Annotated in this window: 23 protein-coding genes; 7 read left to right on the forward strand and 16 right to left on the reverse strand. The window is 60.7% G+C overall.

Annotated elements, in window-relative coordinates; translation table 11 throughout:
• Positions 1-147: 147 nt before the first annotated feature.
• Positions 148-774, forward strand: coding sequence for a hypothetical protein (locus GN234_RS11535; RefSeq protein WP_109755943.1), 627 nt, complete (start codon positions 148-150; stop codon positions 772-774).
• Positions 775-984: 210 nt separating this feature from the next.
• On the opposite strand, the gene GN234_RS11540 is transcribed toward GN234_RS11535, so the two are convergent.
• A complete protein-coding gene (locus GN234_RS11540) occupies positions 985-1,617 on the reverse strand; it encodes a TetR family transcriptional regulator (protein ID WP_109755944.1) in 633 nt (210 codons plus the stop codon).
• Positions 1,618-1,885: 268 nt separating this feature from the next.
• On the opposite strand from GN234_RS11540, the gene GN234_RS11545 reads away from it, so the two are divergent.
• Genes GN234_RS11545 through adeC form a run of 3 tightly spaced genes read left to right on the forward strand, consistent with a single transcriptional unit; the run spans position 1,886 to position 7,665 of the window.
• A complete protein-coding gene (locus tag GN234_RS11545) occupies positions 1,886-3,043 on the forward strand; it encodes an efflux RND transporter periplasmic adaptor subunit (protein ID WP_109755945.1) in 1,158 nt (385 codons plus the stop codon).
• Between the two features lie 3 nt (positions 3,044-3,046).
• The gene (gene emhB / locus GN234_RS11550; RefSeq protein ID WP_109755946.1) at positions 3,047-6,211 is read left to right on the forward strand and encodes an efflux RND transporter permease subunit EmhB; all 3,165 of its coding nucleotides are present in this window, start codon (positions 3,047-3,049) and stop codon (positions 6,209-6,211) included.
• Positions 6,208-7,665 (forward strand): AdeC/AdeK/OprM family multidrug efflux complex outer membrane factor, encoded by a 1,458-nt coding sequence (gene adeC / locus GN234_RS11555; protein WP_109755947.1) that lies wholly within the window; start codon positions 6,208-6,210, stop codon positions 7,663-7,665. The genes emhB and adeC overlap by 4 nt, the downstream gene beginning before the upstream one ends.
• Before the next feature lie 211 nt (positions 7,666-7,876).
• Here the strand turns inward: adeC and GN234_RS11560 are convergent, their stop codons facing one another.
• Complete coding sequence (locus GN234_RS11560; protein WP_176688507.1) at positions 7,877-8,233, reverse strand: DUF6124 family protein; 357 nt, start codon at positions 8,231-8,233, stop codon at positions 7,877-7,879.
• 675 nt (positions 8,234-8,908) lie between these two features.
• Here GN234_RS11560 and GN234_RS11565 point away from each other — a divergent pair.
• Positions 8,909-10,162 (forward strand): OprD family porin, encoded by a 1,254-nt coding sequence (locus GN234_RS11565; protein ID WP_176688508.1) that lies wholly within the window; start codon positions 8,909-8,911, stop codon positions 10,160-10,162.
• Between the two features lie 211 nt (positions 10,163-10,373).
• Here the strand turns inward: GN234_RS11565 and pcaC are convergent, their stop codons facing one another.
• From pcaC to pcaR, 11 genes are all read right to left on the reverse strand, one after another.
• A complete protein-coding gene (gene pcaC / locus GN234_RS11570; protein ID WP_030142291.1) occupies positions 10,374-10,766 on the reverse strand; it encodes a 4-carboxymuconolactone decarboxylase in 393 nt (130 codons plus the stop codon).
• Between the two features lie 10 nt (positions 10,767-10,776).
• Positions 10,777-11,577 (reverse strand): 3-oxoadipate enol-lactonase, encoded by an 801-nt coding sequence (pcaD, locus tag GN234_RS11575; RefSeq protein ID WP_109755794.1) that lies wholly within the window; start codon positions 11,575-11,577, stop codon positions 10,777-10,779.
• 12 nt (positions 11,578-11,589) lie between these two features.
• Positions 11,590-12,954 carry a 3-carboxy-cis,cis-muconate cycloisomerase gene (locus GN234_RS11580; RefSeq protein WP_116831640.1) on the reverse strand — a complete coding sequence of 455 codons (1,365 nt, stop codon included), beginning with the start codon at positions 12,952-12,954 and terminating at the stop codon, positions 11,590-11,592.
• 45 nt (positions 12,955-12,999) lie between these two features.
• Positions 13,000-14,295, reverse strand: coding sequence for an MFS family transporter (locus GN234_RS11585; RefSeq protein ID WP_109755792.1), 1,296 nt, complete (start codon positions 14,293-14,295; stop codon positions 13,000-13,002).
• Positions 14,296-14,487: 192 nt separating this feature from the next.
• Positions 14,488-15,054: a protocatechuate 3,4-dioxygenase subunit alpha gene (pcaG, locus tag GN234_RS11590; RefSeq protein WP_109755791.1), complete on the reverse strand. Its 567-nt coding sequence runs from the start codon at positions 15,052-15,054 to the stop codon at positions 14,488-14,490.
• Position 15,055: 1 nt separating this feature from the next.
• Positions 15,056-15,760 (reverse strand): protocatechuate 3,4-dioxygenase subunit beta, encoded by a 705-nt coding sequence (gene pcaH, locus GN234_RS11595; protein WP_116831638.1) that lies wholly within the window; start codon positions 15,758-15,760, stop codon positions 15,056-15,058.
• 37 nt (positions 15,761-15,797) lie between these two features.
• Positions 15,798-17,003, reverse strand: coding sequence for a 3-oxoadipyl-CoA thiolase (pcaF, locus tag GN234_RS11600; protein ID WP_176689583.1), 1,206 nt, complete (start codon positions 17,001-17,003; stop codon positions 15,798-15,800).
• Positions 17,000-17,782 carry a CoA-transferase subunit beta gene (locus GN234_RS11605; protein WP_176689584.1) on the reverse strand — a complete coding sequence of 261 codons (783 nt, stop codon included), beginning with the start codon at positions 17,780-17,782 and terminating at the stop codon, positions 17,000-17,002. Before GN234_RS11605 ends, pcaF begins: the two co-directional genes overlap by 4 nt.
• A complete protein-coding gene (locus GN234_RS11610; protein WP_176688509.1) occupies positions 17,776-18,636 on the reverse strand; it encodes a CoA transferase subunit A in 861 nt (286 codons plus the stop codon). The genes GN234_RS11605 and GN234_RS11610 overlap by 7 nt, the downstream gene beginning before the upstream one ends.
• Positions 18,637-18,929: 293 nt before the next feature.
• A complete protein-coding gene (locus tag GN234_RS11615; RefSeq protein WP_109755786.1) occupies positions 18,930-20,276 on the reverse strand; it encodes an MFS transporter in 1,347 nt (448 codons plus the stop codon).
• A 140-nt stretch (positions 20,277-20,416) separates the two neighbouring features.
• Positions 20,417-21,259, reverse strand: coding sequence for a pca regulon transcriptional regulator PcaR (gene pcaR / locus GN234_RS11620; protein ID WP_003184507.1), 843 nt, complete (start codon positions 21,257-21,259; stop codon positions 20,417-20,419).
• Between the two features lie 564 nt (positions 21,260-21,823).
• Between pcaR and GN234_RS11625 the strand changes: the two genes are divergently transcribed.
• Together GN234_RS11625 and GN234_RS11630 are read left to right on the forward strand one after the other, a co-directional pair.
• Complete coding sequence (locus GN234_RS11625) at positions 21,824-22,024, forward strand: hypothetical protein (protein WP_003198635.1); 201 nt, start codon at positions 21,824-21,826, stop codon at positions 22,022-22,024.
• 366 nt (positions 22,025-22,390) lie between these two features.
• On the forward strand, positions 22,391-23,866 hold the full coding sequence (locus GN234_RS11630; RefSeq protein WP_109755785.1) for an inorganic phosphate transporter: 1,476 nt from the start codon (positions 22,391-22,393) through the stop codon (positions 23,864-23,866).
• A gap of 250 nt (positions 23,867-24,116) precedes the next feature.
• Here the strand turns inward: GN234_RS11630 and ccoM are convergent, their stop codons facing one another.
• The 3 genes from ccoM to GN234_RS11640 form a co-directional block, all read right to left on the reverse strand.
• Complete coding sequence (gene ccoM / locus GN234_RS30190; RefSeq protein ID WP_325073148.1) at positions 24,117-24,233, reverse strand: cytochrome c oxidase subunit CcoM; 117 nt, start codon at positions 24,231-24,233, stop codon at positions 24,117-24,119.
• Positions 24,234-24,377: 144 nt separating this feature from the next.
• Positions 24,378-24,539 (reverse strand): hypothetical protein, encoded by a 162-nt coding sequence (locus GN234_RS11635; RefSeq protein WP_003184513.1) that lies wholly within the window; start codon positions 24,537-24,539, stop codon positions 24,378-24,380.
• Between the two features lie 93 nt (positions 24,540-24,632).
• Positions 24,633-24,974, reverse strand: a complete 342-nt coding sequence (locus tag GN234_RS11640) for an aspartate-semialdehyde dehydrogenase (protein WP_109755784.1) — start codon at positions 24,972-24,974, stop codon at positions 24,633-24,635.
• Between the last annotated feature and the right edge of the window lie 153 nt (positions 24,975-25,127).

Below are 25,127 nucleotides of genomic sequence, written 5' to 3' on the forward strand. Positions count from 1 at the left end.
TCGAAAGAGCCAGGGCTTTTTTATTTGCGCTAAATATCAAGTCAAATATCCAAACTTCTAAACCCCATCTAACTGCCCATATTATCGCCAATAACAAGACACAACGTCTTGCCCACTTGCAGTCACTCTCTTTGAAAAGGATTTCAAATGAACGCTACCCCGGAAAACAGCCAACAGACCGACAATGGCATTTATGAACTCATCGCCTCTCAATTTAGCTGGGCACCGTTGTCAGTGTTGTATCAATTTCTCGAATCACTCGATACGCAAGAATATAGGTCGATGCTCACGGCGCTGATAGAGAAAGCCAACCTCAATGACAAGGTCAACCAGCAGGTTCAAGCCTGGGAACAGGAGCGCGTCAACCCAGGCCGCACCCGTCTCGTCGTAAAGTTGATCAACCACACCGACTTGGATTTTGAAATCGGCGAACACAACTTGCAGTTGAATGCGGACGAGCAACACCTCACACCGATTTTTCCCTGGGACATCCAGGCCCTGAAGTTCGACCTCGCTTATACTCGGCGCCTGGGCAGTCGCAATAAGGACATGTTCAAACACTTCATTGTGTTCGGCGATAAAGAATTTGGCTTTCGCTTTGACTTCGGTTTGCGGGTCAATACGTCTTTCGGTGTTATTTCACCGACACTGACACCCGTCCGGACCCACACACTGACTTCTATTGGAACAAGCCCGATCCAATGCACGACTCGAATCACCCGCACAGCAAGTGAAGAGCCCTATGGTTTTACTGTGGAACTCACGCTGAGCTGAAAATCCGGCCTCGCCAGGGCAGTCTGGCGAGGCATCGGCCGATCCGTTCGGATGACCCTGCCGAGCGGATTTTTCCCGCCCTTCACCAGAGCGAAACAAATTTCCTACAAAATTCGCCGCCGATTGCCTATCAACCGCGCCAGTGTCGGTTTATAAAAGCATCCTTACGCGCTCGTATTGACACAAACCGACGCAATTACGCATTTTGTTTCATTTGCGCAGGCTGGGGCTCAGGCGCAGCATGTCCAGCCCGATCTCCACCCAGCGCTCGGCCTCACCCGCCAGGGCGAAGCTGTCGGGGGCCAGCAGCCACTGGTACAAAATGCCATCGATGTAGGCATGAATGGCGACTGCGGCCCTTTCAGGGTCCAGATCATCCGGCAACTGGCCGCGTTTCATCGCGTTGCGTAACGACAACGCAATACGCACATTGCAGTCGAGGCTGACCTCGCGCCGCTGCTGGCGCAGATCGCACATTTCATCGGTGAATTCACACTTATGGAACAGAATCTCATTAATGCGGCGGGTTTTCGGGTCCAGGGCCACCTGCTGGAACAACTGGACCAGCAGTTTGCGAATACAGCCCAGCGGATCAAGCTCCTCTTCACTCTCACTGGCACGGGCCAACTCGTCGAGCGGCTCGTGCAGGGTGTCGAGCATGGCCTGGAGCAGGTCTGCCTTGTTACTGAAATGCCAATAGATGGCACCCCGCGTCACACCCGCCAGTGTCGCGATGTCGGCCAGGGTCGTACGCGCCACGCCACGCTCGAAAAAGGCCTTTTCGGCCGCTTCGAGGATCTGGCTGCGAGTCTCCTGGGCTTCCTCTTTGGTACGACGGACCATGGCAGTAAACACCTCAATCAGGATGCGGTCAGCAATGCGTAAGAATCAGCTGAACAAAATATGAGGCGACGTCTCTTTGGAACGCGTCCCCGATCTACGCTGGCCTTTGTCAGGCTTTTGTAAATCCGGATGTTACGCAATCTGGCTGTTTACAAACAACCGTGTACGTAAGTATATTTCTTAGCATCCTACTAATTGAAAAAATGCTCCTTTTTTACCCTTCCACCTTTCGAGTGCGCCAGTTACGCGCCTGGACCCGAGGATTTCCATGCAATTCAAGCCAGCTGTTACTGCTCTGGTCACTGCCATCGCCCTGGCATCGCTGCTCAGCGGATGCAAAAAGGAAGAGGCTGCACCCGCTCCTCCCCCTCCTCAGGTCGGCGTCGTAACCCTCAAGACCCAGCCCTTCACCCTGACCTCGGAGCTTCCGGGGCGCACCAGCGCATTCCGTGTCGCCGAAGTTCGCCCACAGGTCAACGGCATCATCCTCAAGCGCCTGTTCAAAGAAGGCGCTGACGTCAAGGCCGGCCAGCAGCTGTATCAGATCGACCCGGCCGTCTATGAAGCGACCCTCAAGAGCGCCGAGGCCAACCTGCGCTCCACCAAGTCGATTGCCGACCGCTACAAGCAACTGGTGGATGAACAGGCGGTGAGCCGTCAGGAATACGACACCGCCGTGGCCAATCGCCTGGAGTCGGAGGCCAACCTGCAGACTGCCCAGATCAACGTGCGCTACACCAAGGTCTATGCACCGATTTCCGGTCGCATCGGCCGCTCCTCGGTCACCGAGGGAGCATTGGTGAGCAACGGCCAGGCCGACGCGCTGGCGACCATCCAGCAACTGGACCCGATCTATGTCGACGTGACGCAGAGCTCGGTCGAACTGCTGCAACTGCGCCGCGAACTGGAAAGCGGCCGCTTGCAAAAGGCCGGCGAAAACGCCGCCATGGTCAAGCTGACCCTGGAAGACGGCAGCCTGTATCCACACGAAGGCAAGCTGGAGTTCTCCGAAGTGTCGGTCGACCAGACCACCGGTTCCGTGACCTTGCGCGCCGTGTTCCCCAACCCTGACCACACCCTGTTGCCGGGCATGTTCGTCCACGCGCAATTGCAGGCTGGTGTGAACAGCGCGGCGATCCTGGCACCACAGCAAGGCGTGACCCGCGACCTCAAGGGTACGCCGACCGCCCTGGTCGTTGGCGCTGACAACAAGGTCGAACTGCGTCAGCTCAAGGCCAGCCGCACCGTCGGCAGCCAATGGCTGATCGAAGACGGGCTCAAGGCCGGCGATCGCCTGATCACCGAAGGGTTGCAGTTCGTACGCCCTGGCGTGGAAGTCAAAGCCACCGAAGCCACCAACGTTGGCACCAAGAACCCGGTCCCCGCACAGGCAGCTGATAAAGCCGCCGGCGGCAAAGGGGAGTAAACCATGTCGAAATTCTTTATCGACCGTCCGATTTTCGCCTGGGTGATCGCCCTGGTGATCATGCTGGTCGGGGCTCTCTCGATCCTCAAGTTGCCGATCAACCAGTACCCGAGCATTGCACCGCCGGCCATCGCGATTCAAGTGACCTACCCGGGCGCGTCCGCGCAAACCGTGCAGGACACCGTGGTACAGGTGATCGAACAGCAGCTCAACGGCATCGACAACCTGCGTTATGTGTCCTCGGAAAGTAACTCCGATGGCAGCATGACCATCACGGCCACCTTCGAGCAAGGCACCAACTCCGATACCGCGCAGGTCCAGGTCCAGAACAAACTGAACCTGGCCACCCCGCTGCTGCCGCAAGAAGTGCAGCAACAGGGCATCCGCGTGACCAAGTCAGTGAGAAACTTCCTGATGGTGATCGGCGTGGTGTCGCGCGACGGCAGCATGACTCGGGAAGACTTGTCCAACTACATCGTCTCCAACATGCAGGACCCGATCTCGCGCACCGCTGGTGTCGGTGACTTCCAGGTCTTCGGCGCCCAATACGCGATGCGGATCTGGCTCGACCCGGCCAAGCTGAACAACTTCAACCTGACCCCGGTGGATGTGAGCACGGCCATTTCCGCGCAGAACGTCCAGATCGCGTCCGGCCAGCTCGGCGGCCTGCCGGCCATGCCCGGCCAACAACTGAACGCCACCATCATCGGCAAGACCCGCCTGCAGACCGCCGAGCAGTTCAAGGCGATCCTGCTCAAGGTCAACCCGGACGGCTCGCAAGTGCGTGTCGGCGATGTGGCCGATGTCGCCCTGGGTGGCGAGAACTACAGCATCAATGCCCAGTTCAACGGCGCTCCGGCCTCCGGCCTGGCCGTGCGACTGGCAACTGGCGCCAACGCCCTCGATACCGCCAAGGCCCTGCGCAAGACCGTCGACGACCTCAAGCCGTTCTTCCCCCAAGGCCTGGAAGTAGTGTTCCCCTACGACACCACCCCGGTAGTGAGCGAATCGATCAAAGGTGTGGTTGAAACCCTGGTCGAGGCGGTCGCCCTGGTGTTCCTGGTGATGTTCCTGTTCCTGCAGAACTTCCGCGCCACCATCATCACCACGATGACCGTGCCGGTGGTACTGCTGGGCACCTTCGGGATCCTCGCGGCGTTCGGCTTCAGCATCAACACCCTGACCATGTTCGGCATGGTGCTGGCCATCGGCTTGCTGGTGGACGACGCCATCGTCGTGGTGGAAAACGTCGAACGGGTGATGAGCGAAGAAGGCCTGTCGCCCAAGGAAGCCACCAAGAAATCCATGGGCCAGATCCAGGGCGCCCTGGTGGGCATCGCCCTGGTGCTCTCGGCGGTACTGCTGCCGATGGCATTCTTCGGCGGCTCCACCGGTGTGATCTACAAGCAGTTCTCCATCACCATCGTTTCGGCCATGGCCCTGTCGGTCATGGTGGCATTGATCTTTACGCCGGCCCTGTGCGCCACCATGCTCAAGCCAATCCCCAAGGGTGAGCACGGCACACCGAAACGCGGCTTCTTCGGCTGGTTCAACCGCACCTTCGACCGTGGTGTCAGGAGCTACGAACGGGGCGTGGGCAACATGCTCAAGCACAAGGCCCCGTATCTGCTGGCCTATATCATCATCGTGGTTGGCATGGTCTGGCTGTTCACCCGCATCCCGACGGCGTTCCTGCCGGAAGAAGACCAGGGCGTATTGTTTGCCCAGGTACAGACACCGGCGGGTTCCAGCGCCGAACGTACCCAGGTGGTGGTGGACAAGATGCGTGAGTTCCTGCTGCGACCCAGCAAGGACGGCGGCGAAGGCGATGGCGTGGCCTCGGTGTTCACCGTGACCGGCTTCAACTTTGCCGGCCGTGGCCAGAGCTCCGGCCTGGCGTTCATCATGCTCAAGCCGTGGGAAGAACGTAACGCTGACAACAGCGTGTTCAAGATCGCCGGTCGGGCCCAGCAACACTTCTTCACCTTCCGCGACGCGATGGTGTTCGCCTTCGCACCGCCAGCGGTGATGGAACTGGGTAACGCCACCGGTTTCGACGTGTTCCTGCAGGACCGTGCCGGTATCGGCCACGACAAGCTGATGGAAGCCCGCAACCAGTTCCTGGGCATGGCGTCCCAGAGCAAGATACTGGCCCAGGTGCGTCCGAACGGTCTGAACGATGAACCGCAATACCAGTTGGAAATCGATGACGAGAAGGCCAGTGCCCTGGGCATTACCCTTTCGGAAATCAACAACACCCTGTCGATTGCCTTGGGCAGTAGCTATGTGAACGACTTCATCGACCGTGGTCGAGTGAAACGGGTGTACGTCCAGGGCCAGCCGAATGCGCGCATGAGTCCCGAAGACCTGAAGAAGTGGTACGTGCGCAACAGCGCCGGAACCATGGTGCCGTTCACTGCGTTCGCCAAGGGTGAGTGGGTCTACGGCTCGCCGAAACTGGCCCGTTACAACGGCGTGGAAGCCATGGAAATCCTCGGCACCCCGGCGCCTGGATACTCCACCGGTGAAGCCATGGCCGAGGTTGAGGCCATCGCCAAGAAGCTGCCGGCCGGTGTCGGTATTTCCTGGACGGGCCTGTCCTACGAGGAACGTCTGTCGGGCTCCCAGGCGCCAGCGCTGTACGCCCTGTCGCTGCTGATGGTCTTCCTCTGCCTGGCGGCACTGTATGAAAGCTGGTCGATTCCGATCGCGGTCATGCTCGTGGTGCCACTGGGGATCATCGGTGCCTTGATGGCGACCAGCCTGCGTGGCCTGTCCAACGACGTGTACTTCCAGGTGGGCTTGCTGACAACCATCGGTTTGGCGGCGAAAAACGCCATTCTGATTGTAGAGTTCGCCAAGGAGCTCCATGAACAGGGCCGAACCTTGGTGGAGGCCGCCATTGAAGCCTGTAGGATGCGTCTGAGACCGATCATCATGACGTCCCTGGCGTTCGTCCTCGGCGTGGTTCCGCTGGCGATTTCCACGGGGGCAGGTTCAGGCAGCCAGCACGCCATCGGTACCGGCGTGATTGGCGGTATGCTCACCGCGACCATCCTGGCAATCTTCTGGGTGCCACTGTTCTTCGTGACCGTGTCGTCGATAGGCCGTCGCAAAAATACCGATGGGCACGACACTCCTGAAACTTCCAAAGAGGCTGGCCAATGAGCAAGTCGCTACTCTCCCTGACCATCGCCGCCGTCGTGCTCAGCGGTTGCTCGCTGATCCCCGACTATCAGCGGCCCGAAGCACCGGTCGCGGCGCAATACCCGCAAGGGCTGGCCTACGACTCGGCCAATGCGCCCGGCCAGGCCGCCGCCGAGCAAGGCTGGAAACAGTTTTTCCATGACCCGGCGTTGCAACAGCTGATCCAGGTTGCCCTGGAAAACAACCGCGACCTGCGTGTCGCGGCGCTGAACATCGATGCCTATGCCGCGCAATATCGCATCCAGCGCGCAGACCTGTTCCCGGCGGTCTCGGCCACCGGTTCCGCCAGCCGCCAGCGCGTGCCGGCACGGGCCTCGCAAACTGGTGAAGCGGCCATCAGCAGCTCCTACTCGGCCACCCTGGGCATCAGCGCCTACGAGCTGGACCTGTTCGGCCGGGTTCGCAGCCTGAGCGAGCAAGCGCTGCAGAGCTACTTCGCCACCGAAGAAGCCCGTCGCAGCACCCAGATCAGCCTGGTGGCCAACGTCGCCAATGCCTACCTGACCTGGCAGGCCGACAAGGAACTGCTCAAGCTGACCCAGGAAACCCTCGGGGCCTACGAGCAAAGCTTCAAGCTGACCTCACGCAGCGCCGAAGTCGGCGTGGCCTCGGCCCTGGACCTGAGCCAGGCGCGCACCGCGGTAGAAAATGCCCGCGTGCAACTGGCACGCTACACCCGCCAGGTCGCCCAGGACGAAAACAGCCTGACCCTGCTGCTGGGCACCGGCCTGCCGGCCAACCTGAACACGCAACCGCTGAGCGATGACCTGCTCAGCGAAGTGCCGCCCGGGTTGCCGTCGGACTTGCTGCAACGTCGTCCGGACATTCTCCAGGCCGAACGCAACCTGCTGGCTGCCAATGCCAACATCGGCGCCGCGCGGGCCGCGTTCTTCCCGAGCATCAGCCTGACGGCCAACGCCGGCACCTTGAGCCCGGACCTGTCCGGCTTGTTCAAGGGCGGTTCGGGCACCTGGACCTTCGCTCCGCAAATCAACCTGCCGATCTTCAACGCCGGCAGCCTGCGGGCGAGCCTGGATTACGCGAAGATCCAGAAAGACATCAACGTTGCCAATTACGAGAAGGCCATTCAGACGGGGTTCCAAGAAGTCTCCGATGGCTTGGCCGCACGCCGGACCTACAACGAACAGTTGCAGGCCCAGACCGCCTACGTTGCTTCCAACCAGGACTACTACCGCCTGGCCGAGCGGCGCTACCGCATTGGTGTCGACAGCAACCTGACCTTCCTCGACGCCCAACGCCAACTGTTCAGCGCGCAACAATCGCTGATCACCGACCGCCTGGCGCAACTGACCAGCGAGGTCAATTTGTACAAGGCACTGGGCGGTGGCTGGAACGCCGAGACGGGCAAGAACGAACCGGTGAAAGAAGAAGCGCCGAAGATGAAGCTGTTCTGATTGATGTTTGAACGCTGAACATGAAGCCCACCGAAAGGTGGGCTTTTTGTTTGTGTGCGCTTTAACGCTGGCCTATGTGGGAGCAAGGCTTGCCCGCGATGGAGGCGATGCGGTCTTTCAGGAACCGAGGCGCCTGTTTCGCGAGCAAGCTTTGCTCCCACAGCCCAGCGGGGCGATGCGACGCTTCGCTAAATCCCCTCGCCACACTTGGTTAACGCGGGTCGACGAGATCCAGCGCTCGATTGGCCAACAACTCACTCAAGTCAATCATCTGCACCACGCCGAGCGCGACATGCCGCCGAGAGCCTTTCAGGTCGAACGCCAGGTCGTTGACCATCGCACTGGCCGAGGCCAGGGTTTCGCTGAGATTTGCTAGTAGGCACTCGGTGTCGAGGGTATCGATGACGGTGAAAACTTGAGTTGAGGTTTTGGGTTTGGGTTTGGGATCAGGGTGGGTGCCCAGATGGTAATCGAGTGCTCGGTCTGCGGCCTCTTGGAGCTTTTCTGGATCGGGGTCGTTGTAGGGGAAGGTGCTCTCTGATGGCGAAGAAGGATGGTGTTTGTTCATAACGGCGCTCCTGCATCAATTGGAGCCCGAGACGTTGGGTCCGGGCGCTGGCGCCTAACGAATTCGGCGGGCTTGCAGTCCCGGTCGCTGGATTGGCAGCGACATGAACAAGCTAGAGATGCCGCTTCCGAGCAGCAACCTTAAAACCTCGTCGGAAAAGTCACCGCGTCTGTCAGACCGACCACGAATTCTGTGGGAGCGAGCCTGCTCGCGATGGCGGTAGACCAGACTGCATCAGCGTTGGATGTACCGCCGTATTCGCGAGCAAGCCCGCTCCCACATTGGGTCAGTGGCGACCTATGAATTTGCGGCCACCGCAAATCCCTGTGGGAGCGAGCCTGCTCGCGATAGCGGTGGATCAGCCTGCATCAGTGTTGGATGTACCGCCGTATTCGCGAGCAGGCTCGCTCCCACAGGTTCTTCATCCAGCCAATCGGCCCTTTTTTGCTGTTCGATAATCGCCCAAAACCCGCAAACGCCAATTGAAGCGATCCCAGGCAGCCCTTCACCATCCCTCGCACAAAACCAATAACAACAGGTTCGACGCCATGCCCCTACGCCCCGCCTCACCCGGCTGATCCCTCGATCGCCTAAACACCCAAGTTACACCACACCGTCTGCAACCCAAGGTTGCGGCAACGACTCGCTTCGCCCACAACAATTAGAGACACGCCCATGAAACCCACACAGCACTTGTTCCCCAGCCTCATTGCCGTAGCCCTGACCACTACCGCCCTGCCCGTCCTGGCCGCAGAATCGGGGTTTGTCGAAGATGCCAAGGCCACGCTGAACCTGCGCAACTTCTACTTCAACCGCAACTTCACCAACCCGAACAATGCCCAAGGCAAAGCCGAGGAATGGACGCAGAGTTTCATCCTCGACGCCAAGTCCGGTTTCACCCAGGGCGTGGTCGGTTTTGGCGTGGATGTGCTGGGCACGTACTCGCTCAAGCTCGACGGCGGCCGTGGCACGGCGGGTACGCAGTTGCTGCCGGTGCACGATGACGGCCGCCCGGCCGACGACTTCGGTCGCCTGGGCGTGGCTCTCAAGGCCAAGGTGTCGAAGACCGAACTGAAGGTCGGCGAATGGATGCCAGTGCTGCCAATCCTGCGCTCCGACGACGGCCGCTCCCTGCCGCAAACCTTCCGTGGCGGCCAGGTGACCTCCACCGAAATCAGCGGTTTGACCCTCTACGGCGGCCAGTTCCGCGCCAACAGCCCGCGCAACGACGCGAGCATGGAAGACATGTCCATGAACGGCCGCGGCGCCTTCACGTCCGACCGCTTCAACTTCGGCGGCGGCGAATACGCTTTCAACGAAAAACGCACCCAGGTCGGCGTCTGGTACGCGGAACTGTCCGACATCTACCAGCAGCAATATTTCAACCTGACCCACAGCCAGCCCATCGGCGACTGGACCCTGGGCGCCAACCTTGGCTACTTCATCGGCAAGGAAGACGGCAGCGCGCTGGCCGGCGACCTGGACAACAAGACCGCGTTCGCCATGCTCTCGGCCAAATACGGCGGCAACACCTTCTACGTCGGCCTGCAGAAAGTCGGCGGTGATGACGCCTGGATGCGCGTCAACGGCACCAGCGGCGGCACCCTGGCCAACGACAGCTACAACTCCAGTTACGACAACGCCAAGGAAAAATCCTGGCAGTTGCGTCACGACTTCAACTTCGCCGCCGTCGGCGTGCCGGGCCTGACCCTGATGAACCGCTACATCAGCGGCGACAATGTGCACACCGCCACGGTCGACGATGGCAAGGAATGGGGCCGGGAAAGTGAGCTGGCCTACACCGTACAGAGCGGCGCGCTCAAGAGTCTGAATGTGAAATGGCGTAACTCGACGATGCGTCGGGACTACAGCACTAATGAGTTCGATGAAAACCGGTTGATTGTCAGCTATCCGATCAGCCTGTTGTAAAAAACCAACATGGGTCGAGGCAGTCCCACCGTCATCGCGAGCAGGCTCGCTCCCACAGAGGGGATCAGCATCGGGCACAAAATTTGTACTCACTGAAGATCCAATGTGGGAGCGAGCCTGCTCGCGATGGCGTCAGCACATTCAGCATCGATGCAAGCTGCCCCACCGCTTTCGCGAGCAAGCCCACTCCCACAGGGAATGAAGTAACCCCTTAACCCCGTGATTCGACACCCAGCTCATCCCACACCGACTCGGCCAGGTGGAAGGTGGCGTTGGCCGCCGGAATGCCGCAGTAGATCGCGCTCTGCATGATCACTTCCTTGATCTCGCTGCGGCTCACGCCGTTGTTGGCGGCGGCGCGCAGATGCAGCTTGAGTTCCTCATTACGGTTCATGCCGATCAGCATGGCGATGGTGATCAGGCTGCGAGTGTGGCGCGGCAGGCCCGGGCGGGTCCAGATGTCGCCCCAGGCGTGACGGGTGATCATCTCCTGGAATTCGCTGTTGAACTCGGTCAAGGCATTGAGGCTGCGGTCGACATGGGCATCGCCCAGCACCGCGCGGCGTACCTGCATGCCTTCGTCGTAACGTTGTTTCTCGTCCACAAAAAACTCCTCAGGCTCGGCCAGAATCAAGCAGGAAATCCAGCACCCGGGCGCTGAACGCAGCGCCGGCCTGGACGTTGGACAGGTGCGCGGCATAAAACTCGGCGTACTCGGCGCCACTGACCCGTTCCTGGATAAAGTGCCCACCCGACGGCGGCGTCACGGCGTCTTCGGTGCCGGCGATCACCAGCAGCGGCACCTGGATCGACGACAATTGCTCGCGAAAATCGGCATCGCGCACCGCCGCACAGTTGGCCGCATAGCCCTGGGGCGAAGTGGCGGCGAGCATGTCAGTGATTTGTTTCACCGTCGCAGGCTGCGCCTCGGCGAAGTCTGGGGTAAACCAACGGGCAATCGAGGCATCGCGCAACGCCACCATCGCCGCCTTGCCATCACGCAGCACGGTTTCGATGCGCGGGTTCCATACCGAGGGGTCACCGATCTTCGCGGCAGTGTTGCACACCACCAGTTTATGTAGCCGCTCACCGGCATTGATCCCCAACCATTGGCCGATCAACCCGCCCATGGACAAGCCACAGAAATGCACCTTGTCGATGCCCAACTGATCAAGCATCGCCAGCACATCGCGGCCCAGTTGTTCGATGCTATAGGGCCCTTCGGTGACCAGCGACTGGCCATGGCCACGGGTGTCAAAACGCAATACGCGAAAGTGTTCGCTGAAAGCCGGGACCTGCGCATCCCACATGTGCAGGTCAGTGCCGAGAGAGTTTGAAAGCACCAGCACCGGGGCCTCTTGCGGCCCGTCCAATCGGTAATTCAGATCGCCCTCGGCGAGTTTGACGAATCCCACAACAATCTCCTTTCAGGCGTTCAAGGCAAGGTGTTCGGCCACCGCTCGGGCGACCCAGGTCTGGGCCTGGCCGAGGTAGTGAGCGGGGTTGAGTAGATGATCGATTTCAGCGGCGGACAACTGTGCAGTGACCTGGGGTTCGTCCCCCAACACGTCACGCAGATGCCGTTGTTCGGCCACGGCGCGCTTGCAACATTGCTCCAGCAGATGATGCGCCGTGTCGCGCCCCACCCGCTGGGCCAGGACGATGCTCACCGCTTCGGCGAGCACCAGCCCCTGGGTCAGTTCCAGGTTGCGAGCCATGCGTGCGGCGTCGACTTCCAGCCCTTCGGCCAGCAATCGCGCCTGTTGCAAGGCACCGGACACCAGGCAGCAGATCTCCGGCAAGGTTTCCCATTCGGCGTGCCACAGGCCCAGGCTGCGCTCATGTTCCTGGGGCATGGCGCTGAACAATGTCGACAACAAGCCCGGCACCCGCGTCGCCGCGCCGATCAGCACCGCCGCGCCCACCGGGTTGCGTTTGTGGGGCATGGTCGACGAACCGCCCTTGCCCGGCGCCGACGGTTCGAACGCTTCGCCAGCCTCGGTCTGCATCAACAGGCTGATGTCGCGGCCCAGCTTGCCCAGGCTGCCGGCGATCAAACCCAACACCGAGCCGAACTCCACCAGGCGGTCGCGTTGGGTGTGCCACGGTTGTTCCGGCAGGTTCAGTTGTAGCTCGGCAGCCAAGGCTTCGGCGATGGGTAAGGCGTGTTCGCCCAAGGCGGCGAGCGTTCCAGAGGCGCCGCCAAATTGCAGCACCAGCAAGCGCGGCTTGAGTTCTTTCAGACGTTGCCGACTGCGGGTGATCGCCCCCAGCCAACCGGCGATTTTCATACCCAGGGTCACCGGCGTGGCATGCTGCAACCAGGTACGCCCGGCCAGCGGAGTGGCGGCGTAGCGTTCGGCTTGGCGGGCCAGGGTGCCGGCCAGCTGGGCCAGTTCTGCCTCGATCAAGCCCAACGCCTGGCGCAGTTGCAGCACCAGCCCGCTGTCCATCACGTCCTGGCTGGTTGCCCCCAGGTGCACGTAGCGTTCGGCTTCAGCATCCTCGGCGGCGATGCGTTTGCCCAACGCCTTGACCAGCGGGATCGCCGAATTGCCGGCACTGGCGATCGCTTCGCTCAAGGCCGAAAAATCGTAAAGCTGGGCACGGCAGGCCTGCTCGATTGGCGCCACCGCGCTCTGGGGAATCAAACCCACCCGCGCTTCGGCCCGGGCCAATGCCGCCTCGACGTCGAGCATGGCCTGGAGCCGGCCCGCATCGCAGAACACCTCGCGCATGTCGCGGGCGGTGAAGTAGGCATCGAACAGTTGATTGCCCAGTCGGTCGCTCATAAACAGTCCTTGGGAGCGCCGGCCTCAAGGGCCGGCGCAGTTGAGTCAAAGGTCGTGATGCAAGTATGCCGGTTGCTTGGGCAGGCGCAGGCTGAACAGGAACGCCACCACCATCATCACCGTGACATACCAGTAAAAGGCGTTCTCCATGCCCTGTGCCTTCAGGCTCAAGGCGACGTACTCGGCCGAACCGCCAAAAATCGCATTGGCCACCGCGTACGCCAACCCTACTCCCAGCGCCCGCACTTCAGGGGGAAACATTTCCGCTTTCACCAGGCCACTGATCGACGTGTAGAAACTGACGATCGCCAGCGCCAACGTGATCAGGACGAACGCCAGGAACGGGCTGCTGATGCTTTTGAGGGTCAGCAGGATCGGCACCGTGCACAACGCCCCCAGGCCACCGAACCAGAGCATGGAATTACGCCGGCCGATCTTGTCCGCCAGCATGCCGAACAGCGGCTGCATGCACATATAGAGGAACAACGCACCAGTCATGATGTAGCTGGCGGTCTTGGCGTGCAGGCCGGCGGTGTTCACCAGGTATTTCTGCATGTAGGTGGTGAAGGTATAGAAAATCAGCGAGCCGCCAGCGGTGTAGCCCAGCACGGTGATGAACGCGGCCTTGTGGTCGCGAAACAGCGCCGCGATGCTGCCGGCGTCCTTGTTCTCGCGCATTTCCTTGCTGCTGGTTTCCTTCAGGGAGCGCCGCAGGAACAGGGAGATCAACGCAGCCAGGGCACCCACCACGAACGGGATCCGCCAACCGTAGGCGCGCAGTTCGTCCTCGTTGAGAAACTGCTGCAGGATCACCACCAACGACACCGCCAGCAGTTGCCCGCCGATCAGCGTCACGTACTGGAACGAAGCAAAAAAACCACGCTGGCCCTTGAGGGCGACTTCGCTCATGTAAGTAGCGGTGGTGCCGTACTCGCCACCCACCGACAAGCCTTGTAACAGGCGTGCGAACAACAGCAGCACCGGCGCCCAGACGCCGATGTCTTTGTAGGTGGGCAGGCACGCGATGAGCAACGAGCCGAAGCACATCATCAGCACCGAAATCATCATCGAATTCTTGCGCCCGTGACGGTCCGCCACCCGGCCGAAAATCCAGCCACCGATGGGTCGCATCAGGAACCCGGCGGCGAACACACCTGCCGTGTTGACCAGTTGCACCGTGGGGTTGTCCGACGGAAAAAACGCCGGCGCGAAATAAATCGCACAAAACGCATAGACATAGAAGTCGAACCATTCGACCAGGTTGCCGGATGAGGCACCGACGATGGCGAAGATGCGCTTGCTGCGTTCTTCACCGGTGTAGTGGCTGATTGGGATGGTCATGGGCTATTCACTCGTTGGGGACTGGACAGAGTCTAGACACACTTCGTAACAGTCCCGTTCCACAGTATTGCATTGCCTGTGCCGCCGCCATGTGGGAGCGAGCCTGCTCGCGATGAGGGCGGCACATTCAATAATGGATGCAAGCTGACCCACCGCTATCGCGAGCAGGCTCGCTCCCACAGGTGTAATCACTCAGTAGTCGAAGAACACCGTCTCGGCATCCGTGCCCTGCAGGATCACGTTCCACTGATACACGCCCGAGGCATCGGGTTTGCTCACAATGGTGGCACGACGTTCCTCGGGCACGCAGGCCAACAGCGGGTCGGTTTCGTTGGTCGGCTCGCCATCGAAGTAGATGCGCGTCAGCAAATGCTTGACCAACCCGCGGGCGAACACCAGCACTACCAGGTGCGGTGCCTGGGTCGTGCCGCTCAACCCTGGCACTGTGCCCGGCTTGATGGTGGTGAAGCGAAAGCGCCCTTCAGCGTCCACCGGCACCCGACCGAAGCCTTCGAAATGCGGGTCCAGGGGCTTGTCCTGATCGTCTTCGGGGTGGGCGTATTTACCGGCGGCGTTGGCCTGCCAGACTTCCAGCATGGCGTCGTTGACGAATTCACCATTGCCGTCGACCACCTGCCCGGTGATCGCCACGCGTTGGCCAAGGGTTTGGGCAACGGTCAGATCTTCACGGTTCAGCCAGGTCAGGCCGATATGGTAGTAAGGGCCAACGGTGTGGGATGTGGTGGCGGTGAGCGTCATCTTATTTCTCCATCGGCGTGGCATCGCGGCCGCGCAAGACGATGTCCCAGCGGTAACCGAGGGCGTAGTGAGGGACGGTTTTTTCCAGGTCGAAACTGGCGATCAGGCGTTCCTTGGCGCTGGTGTCCGGCACGCAGTTATAGATCGGGTCGTAGGCCAGCAACGGATCGCCGGGGAAATACATCTGCGTCACCAGGCGCGTCAGAATGCTCGGCCCGAACAGTGAGAAATGGATATGCGCCGGGCGCCAGGCATTGTGGTGGTTGCCCCACGGATAAGCACCGGGCTTGATGGTCTGGAACTGATACCAGCCGTCGGCGTCGGTAATGGTGCGACCGGTGCCGGTGAAGTTCGGGTCCAGCGGCGCGTCATGGTTGTCACGGTCATGGTTGTAGCGACCGGCGGCGTTGGCCTGCCAGATCTCCACCAGGATGCCCGGCACCGGCTGGCCGTGCTCATCCAGCACCCGTCCGTGAATGATGATCCGTTCCCCCAACGGCTCGCCGGCATGCTGGGCGGTCAGGTCGTTGTCCTTCTCCTGCACGCGGTCGGCGCCTATGGTCGGACCGGTGATTTCCGACAGCGAGTGAGGCAAATACACCAACGGCTTGGATGGCGAGCGCAGGTTGGTGGACTGGTACGGCGGGTGCAGATACTCCGGCTGGGTGCCCGCTTGAGGGCGACGATAACCAGGCTTGTCAGTCATGTAGCATTCCTCGGTTTCTTATTAGTAGAACGACGCGTCAGACGCGTTCGATTGCCAATGCCAGACCCTGGCCGACGCCGACGCACATGGTCGCCAGGCCTTTCTTGCCACCGGTCTTTTCCAGGTGGTGCAGCGCCGTCATCACCAAGCGCGCCCCGCTCATGCCCAACGGATGGCCCAGGGCAATGGCGCCGCCGTTAGGGTTGACCTGCGGCGCATCGTCCGCCAGCCCCAGTTCGCGCAGCACCGCCAGGCCCTGGCTGGCGAAGGCTTCATTGAGTTCGATCACATCGAAATCGGCGACCGCCAGGCCCAGGCGCTCAGTGAGCTTGCGCACCGCCGGCACCGGGCCGATGCCCATCACCCGTGGCGCCACGCCGGCACTGGCCATGCCCAGCACTTTGCCCCGTGGCGTCAGGCCGTGTTTCTTCACCGCTTCGGCCGACGCCAGGATCAACGCCGCCGCGCCATCGTTCACACCCGAGGCGTTGCCGGCAGTGACGGTCTTGTCCGGGCCATTGACCGGTTTGAGTTTGCTCAAGGTTTCCAGCGTGGTGTCAGCGCGAGGGTGCTCGTCCTGCTCGACCACGGTTTCGCCTTTCTTATGAGCAATGCGCACCGCAACGATTTCCTCGGCGAAAAATCCTGCGGCCTGGGCCGCTGCCGTGCGTTGTTGGCTGCGCAGGGCGAAAGCATCCTGGTCGGCGCGCGACACGGCGTAATCGTCGGCCACGTTGTCCGCCGTCTGTGGCATCGCGTCCACACCGTACTGGGCTTTCATCAATGGGTTGATGAAGCGCCAGCCGATGGTGGTGTCTTCCAGTTTCATGTTGCGCGAGAACGCCGAGTCGGCCTTGCCCATCACGAACGGTGCGCGGGACATCGACTCCACGCCGCCAGCGATGGCCAATTCCATTTCCCCGCTGGCAATGGCGCGAAACGCCGTGCCGACGGCGTCCATGCCCGAGGCACAGAGGCGGTTGAGGGTCACCCCGGGAATGCTCTCTGGCAGACCTGCCAGCAACAGCGCCATGCGCGCCACGTTGCGGTTGTCTTCACCCGCCTGGTTGGCGCAGCCCAGGAACACCTCGTCCACCGAGCTCCAGTCCACCGATGGGTTGCGCTCCATCAGCGCCTTGATCGGCACGGCCGCCAGGTCATCGGCGCGCACGGCGGACAAGCCGCCGCCGAACCGGCCGATAGGGGTTCGAATCGCATCACAGATATACACGTCGCGCATCAGGCTTCTCCCGGTGCCTGGCCGTGGGCCGCCGCGGTACGAGCTTCAAGATCGCGCAATGCGCGCAGCTCCACCTCGGTCGGTTCGGCGGTGGTTTGCACCTGGTCGGCGAAACGGATCGCCCACCCGGTGGCGGCAATGACTTGCTCGCGGGTCACGCCGGGGTGCAGCGCGGTGACCACGAACTCATGGCTGCCGGCTTCCGGCTCCATGATGCACAGGTCGGTGATGATGCCCACGGGACCGGCACCTGGCAGGCCCAAGCGCTTGCGCGAATCGCCGCCCTCGCCATGACCGACCGAGGTGATGAAGTCCAGCTTGTCGACAAACGAACGTGCCGACTGCTTGAGGATGATCAACACGCTCTTGGCCGAACCGGCGATTTCCGGTGCGCCACCAGCACCCGGCAGGCGGACTTTCGGCTGATGATAGTCGCCCACCACCGTGGTGTTGATGTTGCCGAAGCGGTCGACCTGGGCAGCGCCGAGGAAACCGACGTCAATACGCCCGCCCTGCAACCAGTAGCGGAAAATCTCCCCGGTCGGGACGACGGTATCGGCGGTTTCCGCCAGCTCACCGTCGCCAATGGACAACGGCAGCACGCTGGGCTTGGCACCGATCGGACCGGACTCGTAGATCAGCACTACATCCGGCGACGAGGTCAGCCGCGCCAGGTTGGCCGCTTTCGACGGCAGGCCGATGCCAACGAAGCATACGGCGTTGTTCTGCAAGCGACGCGCCGCGGCGACGGTCATCATTTCATTGGTGGAGTAAGTCATGATTTCACCTGCGAAGCGGCTGCCAGTCTGGCCTGGAACTCACTGAAATCCTTGGTGCCATGGATGTATTCATCGATCCATGCAGTAAACGTCTCACGATCCCGGGCGATCGGATCCCACGCCTGGTAGAAACGATTGTCACGTTCGGTGTAGCCATGGGCGTAGGACGGATGGGCCCCGCCCGGTACCAGGCACACGGCGCTCAACGCCCAGGTCGGCAGGACACAGGCGTTCATCGGCGCATTCAGGTCGTCGACGATTTCCTCCACGGTGACGATGCAACGCTTGGCGGCCAGGGCGGCTTCTTTCTGCACGCCGAGAATGCCCCACAGCAACACATTGCCCTTGCGGTCGGCTTTCTGGGCGTGGATCACCGTGATGTCCGGGCGCACCGAAGGTACGGCGGCCAGGACTTCACCGGTGAAGGGACAGGTCACGCTCTTGATCAACGGGTTGACCTTCGGCAGGTCGGAGCCGGCGTAGGCCCGCAACACCGCGAACGGCAGGCCGGAGGCGCCAGCGACGTAGGCGTTGGCCAGGTCGGCATGGCTGTGTTCCTCGATCTCCAGCGGGTGCGGCCATTGTTTCTCCACTGCATCGCGCAGGCGGTGCAACGACCCGACACCAGGGTTGCCGCCCCAGGAAAAAATCAACTTGCGAGCACAGCCGGCGCCGATCAACTGGTCGTAGATCAGGTCAGGCGTCATGCGCACCAGGGTCAGGTCTTTCTTGCCCTGACGAATGATTTCATGACCCGCCGCCGTCGGAATCAGATGAGTGAAGCCTTCGAGCGCGACGATATCGCCGTCGTTGACGAATTGCTTCACCGCGTCGTGCAGCGAAAGGATTTCAGCCATGGGGCAGGCTCCCGTTTTCCAGTAGACCGACATGAAGAAAAAGGCGCGAGGTTAGGCGCCGGAGTGACTGAAGATTAAGCTGCGGGAAAAGGCCGAACAATCCGATAATCGACTGAGTGTTCGTTTATCGAACAGATTGTTGTTTGGCTATCGATTTTTTCAGACACCCCGATCCTTGTGGGAGCGAGCCTGCTCGCGATAGCGGTGTGCCAGCCACCGCATGTGGGGCTGACCCGACGTTTCGCGAGCAGGCTCGCTCCCACAGATCCATCACAGGACTCATAGTCCTTGGATCAGGTCGCATCCGCATGGCTGACCATGCCCTTGATCACCACCGCCGTGGTGGCCAGGGCCGCCGGGATCACCAAGGCAGTCAGGACCTGTTCGAAATTCCAGCCCAGGCCCAGCAGGGTCGCGCCCATCCAGGCGCCGAGGATTGCACCGAAACGACCGATACCCAGCATCCACGACACACCGGTGGCACGGCCCTGGGTCGGGTAGAAACGCGCGGCCAGGGATGGCATCGCCGATTGCGCGCCGTTGACACACATGCCCGCCACCAGCACTAGCGTGGCGAGCAAGGTGATGTTGCCCAGGCTCTGCCCCACCGCGTAGGCAAACAGCCCGGCCATCAGATAGAAAAGGCCGATGACCTTGTGCGGATTGAACCGGTCCATCGCCCAGCCCACCCCGACAGCGCTCAACACGCCGCCAAACTGAAACAACGCACCGATAAACGCAGCTTGTTCCATGCTCGCGCCGCTGTCGCGCATCAGGGTCGGCAACCAACTGGTCAACAGGTAGACGATCACCAGGCCCATGAAATAGGTCAGCCACAGCAATAACGTACCGACGCTGTAGGTGCCGGAGAAAATCACCGCGAGCACGTTGCGGGCCTTCACGGTTTTCTGTTCCGGCACACTGAAGCTCGCCGCTTGGGCGACGATGGCCGGATCGATCGGCGCCAAGGTCTTGCGCACTTTGTCGCTGCCGCGATTGCGCACCACCAGGTAACGCGCCGACTCCGGCAGCCACAACAGCAGGACGACCGCCAGGATCAATGGCAGGATCCCGCCGATCAGCAACAGGCTGTGCCAGCCGAATGCCGGGATCAGCTTGGCGGAGATGAACCCGCCGCCGGCCATGCCCAGGTTGAAGCCGCAGAACATGCTGGTCACCAACAGGGATTTCTTGCGCTCCGGGGTGTATTCCGAGAGCAAGGTGGTAGCGTTCGGCATCCCGGCGCCTAATCCCAGGCCAGTGAGGAAGCGCAACACCAACAATTGATCGACGCTGGTGCTGTAGGCCGACGCCAGGCTGAATGCGCCAAACAGCAGGACCGCGCCCACCAATACGACTTTTCGCCCGAAGCGGTCAGCCAATGGCCCGGAACCTAGCGCGCCGAAGACCATGCCGATCAGCGCGGCACTCATCACCGGGCCAAGGCTGGCGCGATCGATCCCCCAATCCTGGGACAGGGCCGGGGCGATGAAACCCATGGCCGCCGTATCGAGGCCGTCGAGGAAGACAATCAGGAAACAGAGAATCACCACCCGCCATTGGTAGCGCGAAATGGGCTGGGCATTGATGAAGGACTGCACATCGAGGCAGGAGCCTACGGAGGTCTGGGGCTGGTTCATTTTATTTTTATTCCACGCAAGAAACGCAGGCGAACGGACAGAGACCGGCGAAACTCGCCGGATGACGCTGCGCGACATTAATGAGGCCAGGCAAAGACCGTCAATTCATCGCCGCTGACTGTGTGCGTTTATCGAACAGCTTAAGTGAACAGCTGCGCGCTCAAGTCGCGACTGGCCCCCAACAGACCGGGCAGGAAGCGTTGTTCCAACTCATTGCGGCTGACCCGTCCGGCGTGGGTACTGACATTCAGTGCCGCTACCACCTGGCCGGAAGCGTCGTAGACCGGCACGGCAATCGAACGCAGGCCCTGCTCCAGTTCCTGGTCAACGATGCACCAGCCCTGCTGCCGTACCTGTTGCAGGCACTCAAGCAACGCTTCGGGGGTGTGCAAGGTCCGGCTGGTCTTGGCTTGCAGGTCGGCGTGGTCGAGGTAGTCACGCAACGATGCATCATCCAGGGCGGCCAGGAGAATCCTGCCCATTGAAGTGCAATAGGCTGGCAGACGCCCGCCAACCGATAGATCGACCGAAATCAGGCGCTGGGTGGTGGCGGACCGGGCGATATAGAGGATGTCGTCGCCTTCGAGCGTCGCCATGTTGCAGGCTTCGTGCAATTGTTCGCTCATGCGGTCCAGGTACGGCTGGGCGGAAACGGCCAGGGGCGTCGAGGACAGATAGGCGTGCCCCAGGGTCAGCACTTTGGGCAGCAGCGAATAGGTGCGCCCGTCCGTGGTGGCGTAGCCAAGCTTGATCAAGGTATGCAGGCAACGCCGGACGGCGGCGCGAGGAATTTCCGTGCGGTGGCTGATCTGGGCGATCGTCAGGTGCCGCTTGCGCTCCTGGAAGGCCTGGACTACGGCCAACCCGCGGGCCAGGGACGTCATGAAGTCGGGATCACCGGTCAGGGCCTGGATCCGTTTGGCCGGCGAGGCGACGATCGGTGGCGCGACTGAAGTGAAGGCATTGCGCAATTGGTCGTTCATGTCTGGTCCTTCCCCGGGAATGACGGCTATTACAAGCGGCTGCCTGACGGATCGACAAGAGCCCGACCGCCAACAGCGTTCGATTATCGAACCGACGACCGATAATCGCAATCCTGTCGCCAGCCGGCGAACTCGCGATAACAAGTTGAGCGACAGTGGCAGCGGTTTGAGGTGAAGAATGCGGGCGATATTGAACTTGTCGCCTTGAACGGTATCAGGATACCGGCACTCGCCAGCATCTTCTGAAACCTCATTGACACAAGTTTGGACATACAAACATCGACTCACACAACAGCAGGCCCTTTAAATTTTTCCCGATAGTGTTATTCAGCTAGACCGCTATAATGCAATTCAGCGACGGTGCGGCCAATCGACCGCTCCCATGCGCAGGCGCCGTGGTTGATACCGTGGTGCCCGAAGCATCTTCAAGGATCGCTTCCCCTGTATTGGCAACAACACGAAGCCCTGATGCTACGTCAGCTGTCAGCTCTGGTGCCGTGGCCGTCTGCATGTCTACATGCAGTGCGTATCACCAGATTCAATTTCAATTAATTAGGTAGAACTGTGACGAAAGACGAACTGCGCGCGGAACTTGAGCGCCAGGAACAACGTTACAAGGAAGTTTACGGCGGGGAAATCACCACCTACGCCGCGCAACCTGAACCGGAACGCAAACCCTGGCGTAAGCGCGCCACCGTTCAGGACCAGGCCTTCACCCAGGAACTCCAGAAGATGGAAAAAGAACTCAAAGCCGAAGAGCAGTGACGCTCTGGGCCAGATGTTCTTGTGAAGAGGTCTCCGGTCGCCACCCAGGCTGGAAACCGTAGTGCACGCCCGCCATGAGCGGGCCGCCATCCTTTCCCCGCCCGACGGCTGGGAAGCGTCTATGGCCGACCTTCTTTCAGATATTTCATACAACCGCGTGAGGCGTTCGTCAGCTTGCGGCGATCCTGTTCGGGTGCGCTTTGCGCCCCTGAATCAAAGGGTTACGTACCCCGCGGAAAACCTGGCACCAGAGGCTTTCCTACAAATTATTTCGTTGAAGAATGTTACCGATGAGCAGGCAATGCATCGATTGCCAAGGTTTTCTGGCATAATCGCGCCCCCTTACGACCGGGTCAGAAAACCTTCATGATCGATTTATTCAGCGGACTGGATGCTTGGGTGCTTGTGAGCCTCTTGCTCGCCCTGGCTTTTGTCCTCGCCTTCGAGTTCATCAACGGCTTTCATGACACCGCTAACGCGGTTGCCACTGTTATCTACACCAAAGCCATGCCGCCCCATCTGGCGGTGTTCTTTTCCGGTGTGTTCAATTTCCTCGGTGTACTGCTGGGCGGCGTGGGGGTGGCGTACGCCATCGTTCACCTGCTGCCCGTGGAGCTGCTGATCAATGTGAACACCGGACACGGGCTGGCCATGGTGTTTTCGCTGCTCGCAGCGGCCATCACCTGGAACCTGGGCACCTGGTACTTCGGTATCCCGGCGTCCAGCTCCCATACCTTGATCGGCTCGATCCTCGGCGTGGGCCTGGCCAACGCGTTGATCAACGATATCCCGTTGGCCGACGGGGTGAACTGGCAGAAGGCGATCGATATCGGCGCCTCCCTGGTGTTCTCGCCCATGGCCGGCTTCCTGATCGCCGCCCTGGTGCTGATCGGCCTGAAGTGGTGGCGTCCGCTGTCGAAGATGCACAAGACGCCGGAGCAGCGCCGCAAGATCGACGACAAGAAACACCCGCCGTTCTGGAACCGCCTGGTGCTGGTGATCTCGGCCATGGCCGTCAGCTTTGTCCACGGCTCCAACGATGGTCAAAAAGGTATCGGCTTGATCATGCTGGTGCTGATCGGCATCGTGCCTTCGCAGTTCGTCCTCGACCTGAGCAGCACTACCTATCAGATCGAACGGACCCGCGATGCGACCTTGCACCTGAGCCAGTTCTACCAGCGCAACAGCGAATCCCTGGGGGAATTCCTGGCTCTGGGTAAAAGCGTGGAAGGCGATCTGCCGGAGAAATTCCGCTGCAACCCGCAACAGACCGAACCCACCATCGACGCCCTGCTCAGCACCCTCAAAGGTGTGGCGGACTACCATTCGCTGCCGTCAGAAAGCCGTATCGAAGTACGTCGCTACCTGCTCTGCCTGGATGACACGGCGAAGAAGGTCGGCAAGTTGCCTGGCTTGGCCGCCCGTGAAAAAGACGACCTGAACAAGCTGCGCAAGGACCTGACCGGTACCACCGAATACGCCCCGTTCTGGGTGATCCTGGCGGTCGCCCTGGCGCTGGGCCTGGGTACCATGGTCGGCTGGAAGCGTGTGGTGCTCACCATCGGTGAGAAGATCGGCAAACAAGGCATGACCTACGCCCAAGGTATGTCGGCCCAGATCACCACCGCGTGCATGATTGGCATGGCGAACATCTTCAGCCTGCCGGTCTCCACCACTCACGTACTGTCCTCGGGCGTGGCTGGCACCATGGTCGCGAACAAGAGCGGCCTGCAAGGTGGCACCGTGCGCAACATCCTGCTGGCCTGGGTATTGACCCTGCCGGCAACGGTGGCGCTGTCGGCCGGGTTGTTCTGGCTGGCGTCCAAGGCCTTGGGTAGCTGATTCCAGTAGCTCACAAAAAAGGTGCGGTCCTGGCGGATCGCACCTTTTTTTATGCCCAACAGAAAACCTGTGAGGAGCCTGCTCGCGATAGCGGTGTGTCAACCACTATTCATATTGGCTGAACTGACGCTATCGCGAGCAGGCTCGCTCCCACAGTTGTTGTGTGTGAAATAGAAAAATTTGCTGCTCAAAAAAAAGGGCGACCGAAGTCGCCCAAAATGCCTTGCGTGCTCGTTGTCGCTGGAAAGACCTACGGTTTTTTCCGCTTCTGTGCGTCTTTCCAGATGAATAATCCAAAGCCTGCGAAAAATACGAACATGAGGCCGACCGTCAACACCCCGGCAAACACCACATTATCGAAAAACATGACTGGCCTCCTGGTCTTGCCCCTGTTGCGATGGGTTCAAGTTAACCAATCAGGCCTGGATAAAAATTGACCGGGGTCAATAACGCCCGCAACGGGGCGAAAAGGAGGGGCAATAACTGATCTGCATCAATGGATCGAGGGGGTTCAGCGCTTTTTCGGTTTGTTTTTCGGCTTTTTCTTGGGCTTGCCCAAAGGCATGGCCTGTTCGAAAGCCTGACGGACTTCGTTAAGGCGTTTTTCATTGAGGTCGTGAACGCGCTTGGCGCGCTCGGCACTGAGGTCGATCAGCTTGTCGTCTTGGCTCATGGCGTGTGGGCATCGTGCAGTGAATTGCGGTGTGCCCATGATGCGTGCTGTTGGCGGCGTTGACCAGCCTGTGCGGGAGGGCAAACGCCTGAATCAGATCTGGATATCGACCCACAGGCCCTGGCGGGACTCTTCGTCTATCAGCGGCACCACCGGCACGGTGTTGTCGGCATTGAGTTCGGTACCCGGTACGGCCAGGTGTTCTTCAGGGTCTTGATCGGCCTCGCGGCGGCGCCTTTGGCGCTCCTGCTGGCGACGCTGTTCTTCGCGCAACAGCAGCGCGGCCTCTTCCGGGTCGCGATTTTGCAGGTCGATGGTGCTTTCGTTAGAGCTCTGCTGCACCGGGACCACGGGCGGTATGTCCGGTCGCTGGCGAACCGGATCCTGTTGAGCGGTGATGGGTACGGCGCTCAAAGGGAGCATGGGTGGCAACATAAAGGTCTCCTGTCTTCAGGTTGTCGGCTAGGATAGTGGCAGCTTGAACCGCCGGTCTGAAACTTGTGACCCAGTTGGCATTGCTGCAATCCCCGGGGCCGAGCTTGTTTGATCGCAGGGCAAGCTTAAGTTCCGTGTCGTCGGTAATGAATC

This window comes from Pseudomonas bijieensis (genome assembly GCF_013347965.1).
In the GTDB taxonomy this organism is placed as follows: Bacteria; Pseudomonadota; Gammaproteobacteria; order Pseudomonadales; family Pseudomonadaceae; genus Aquipseudomonas; species Aquipseudomonas bijieensis.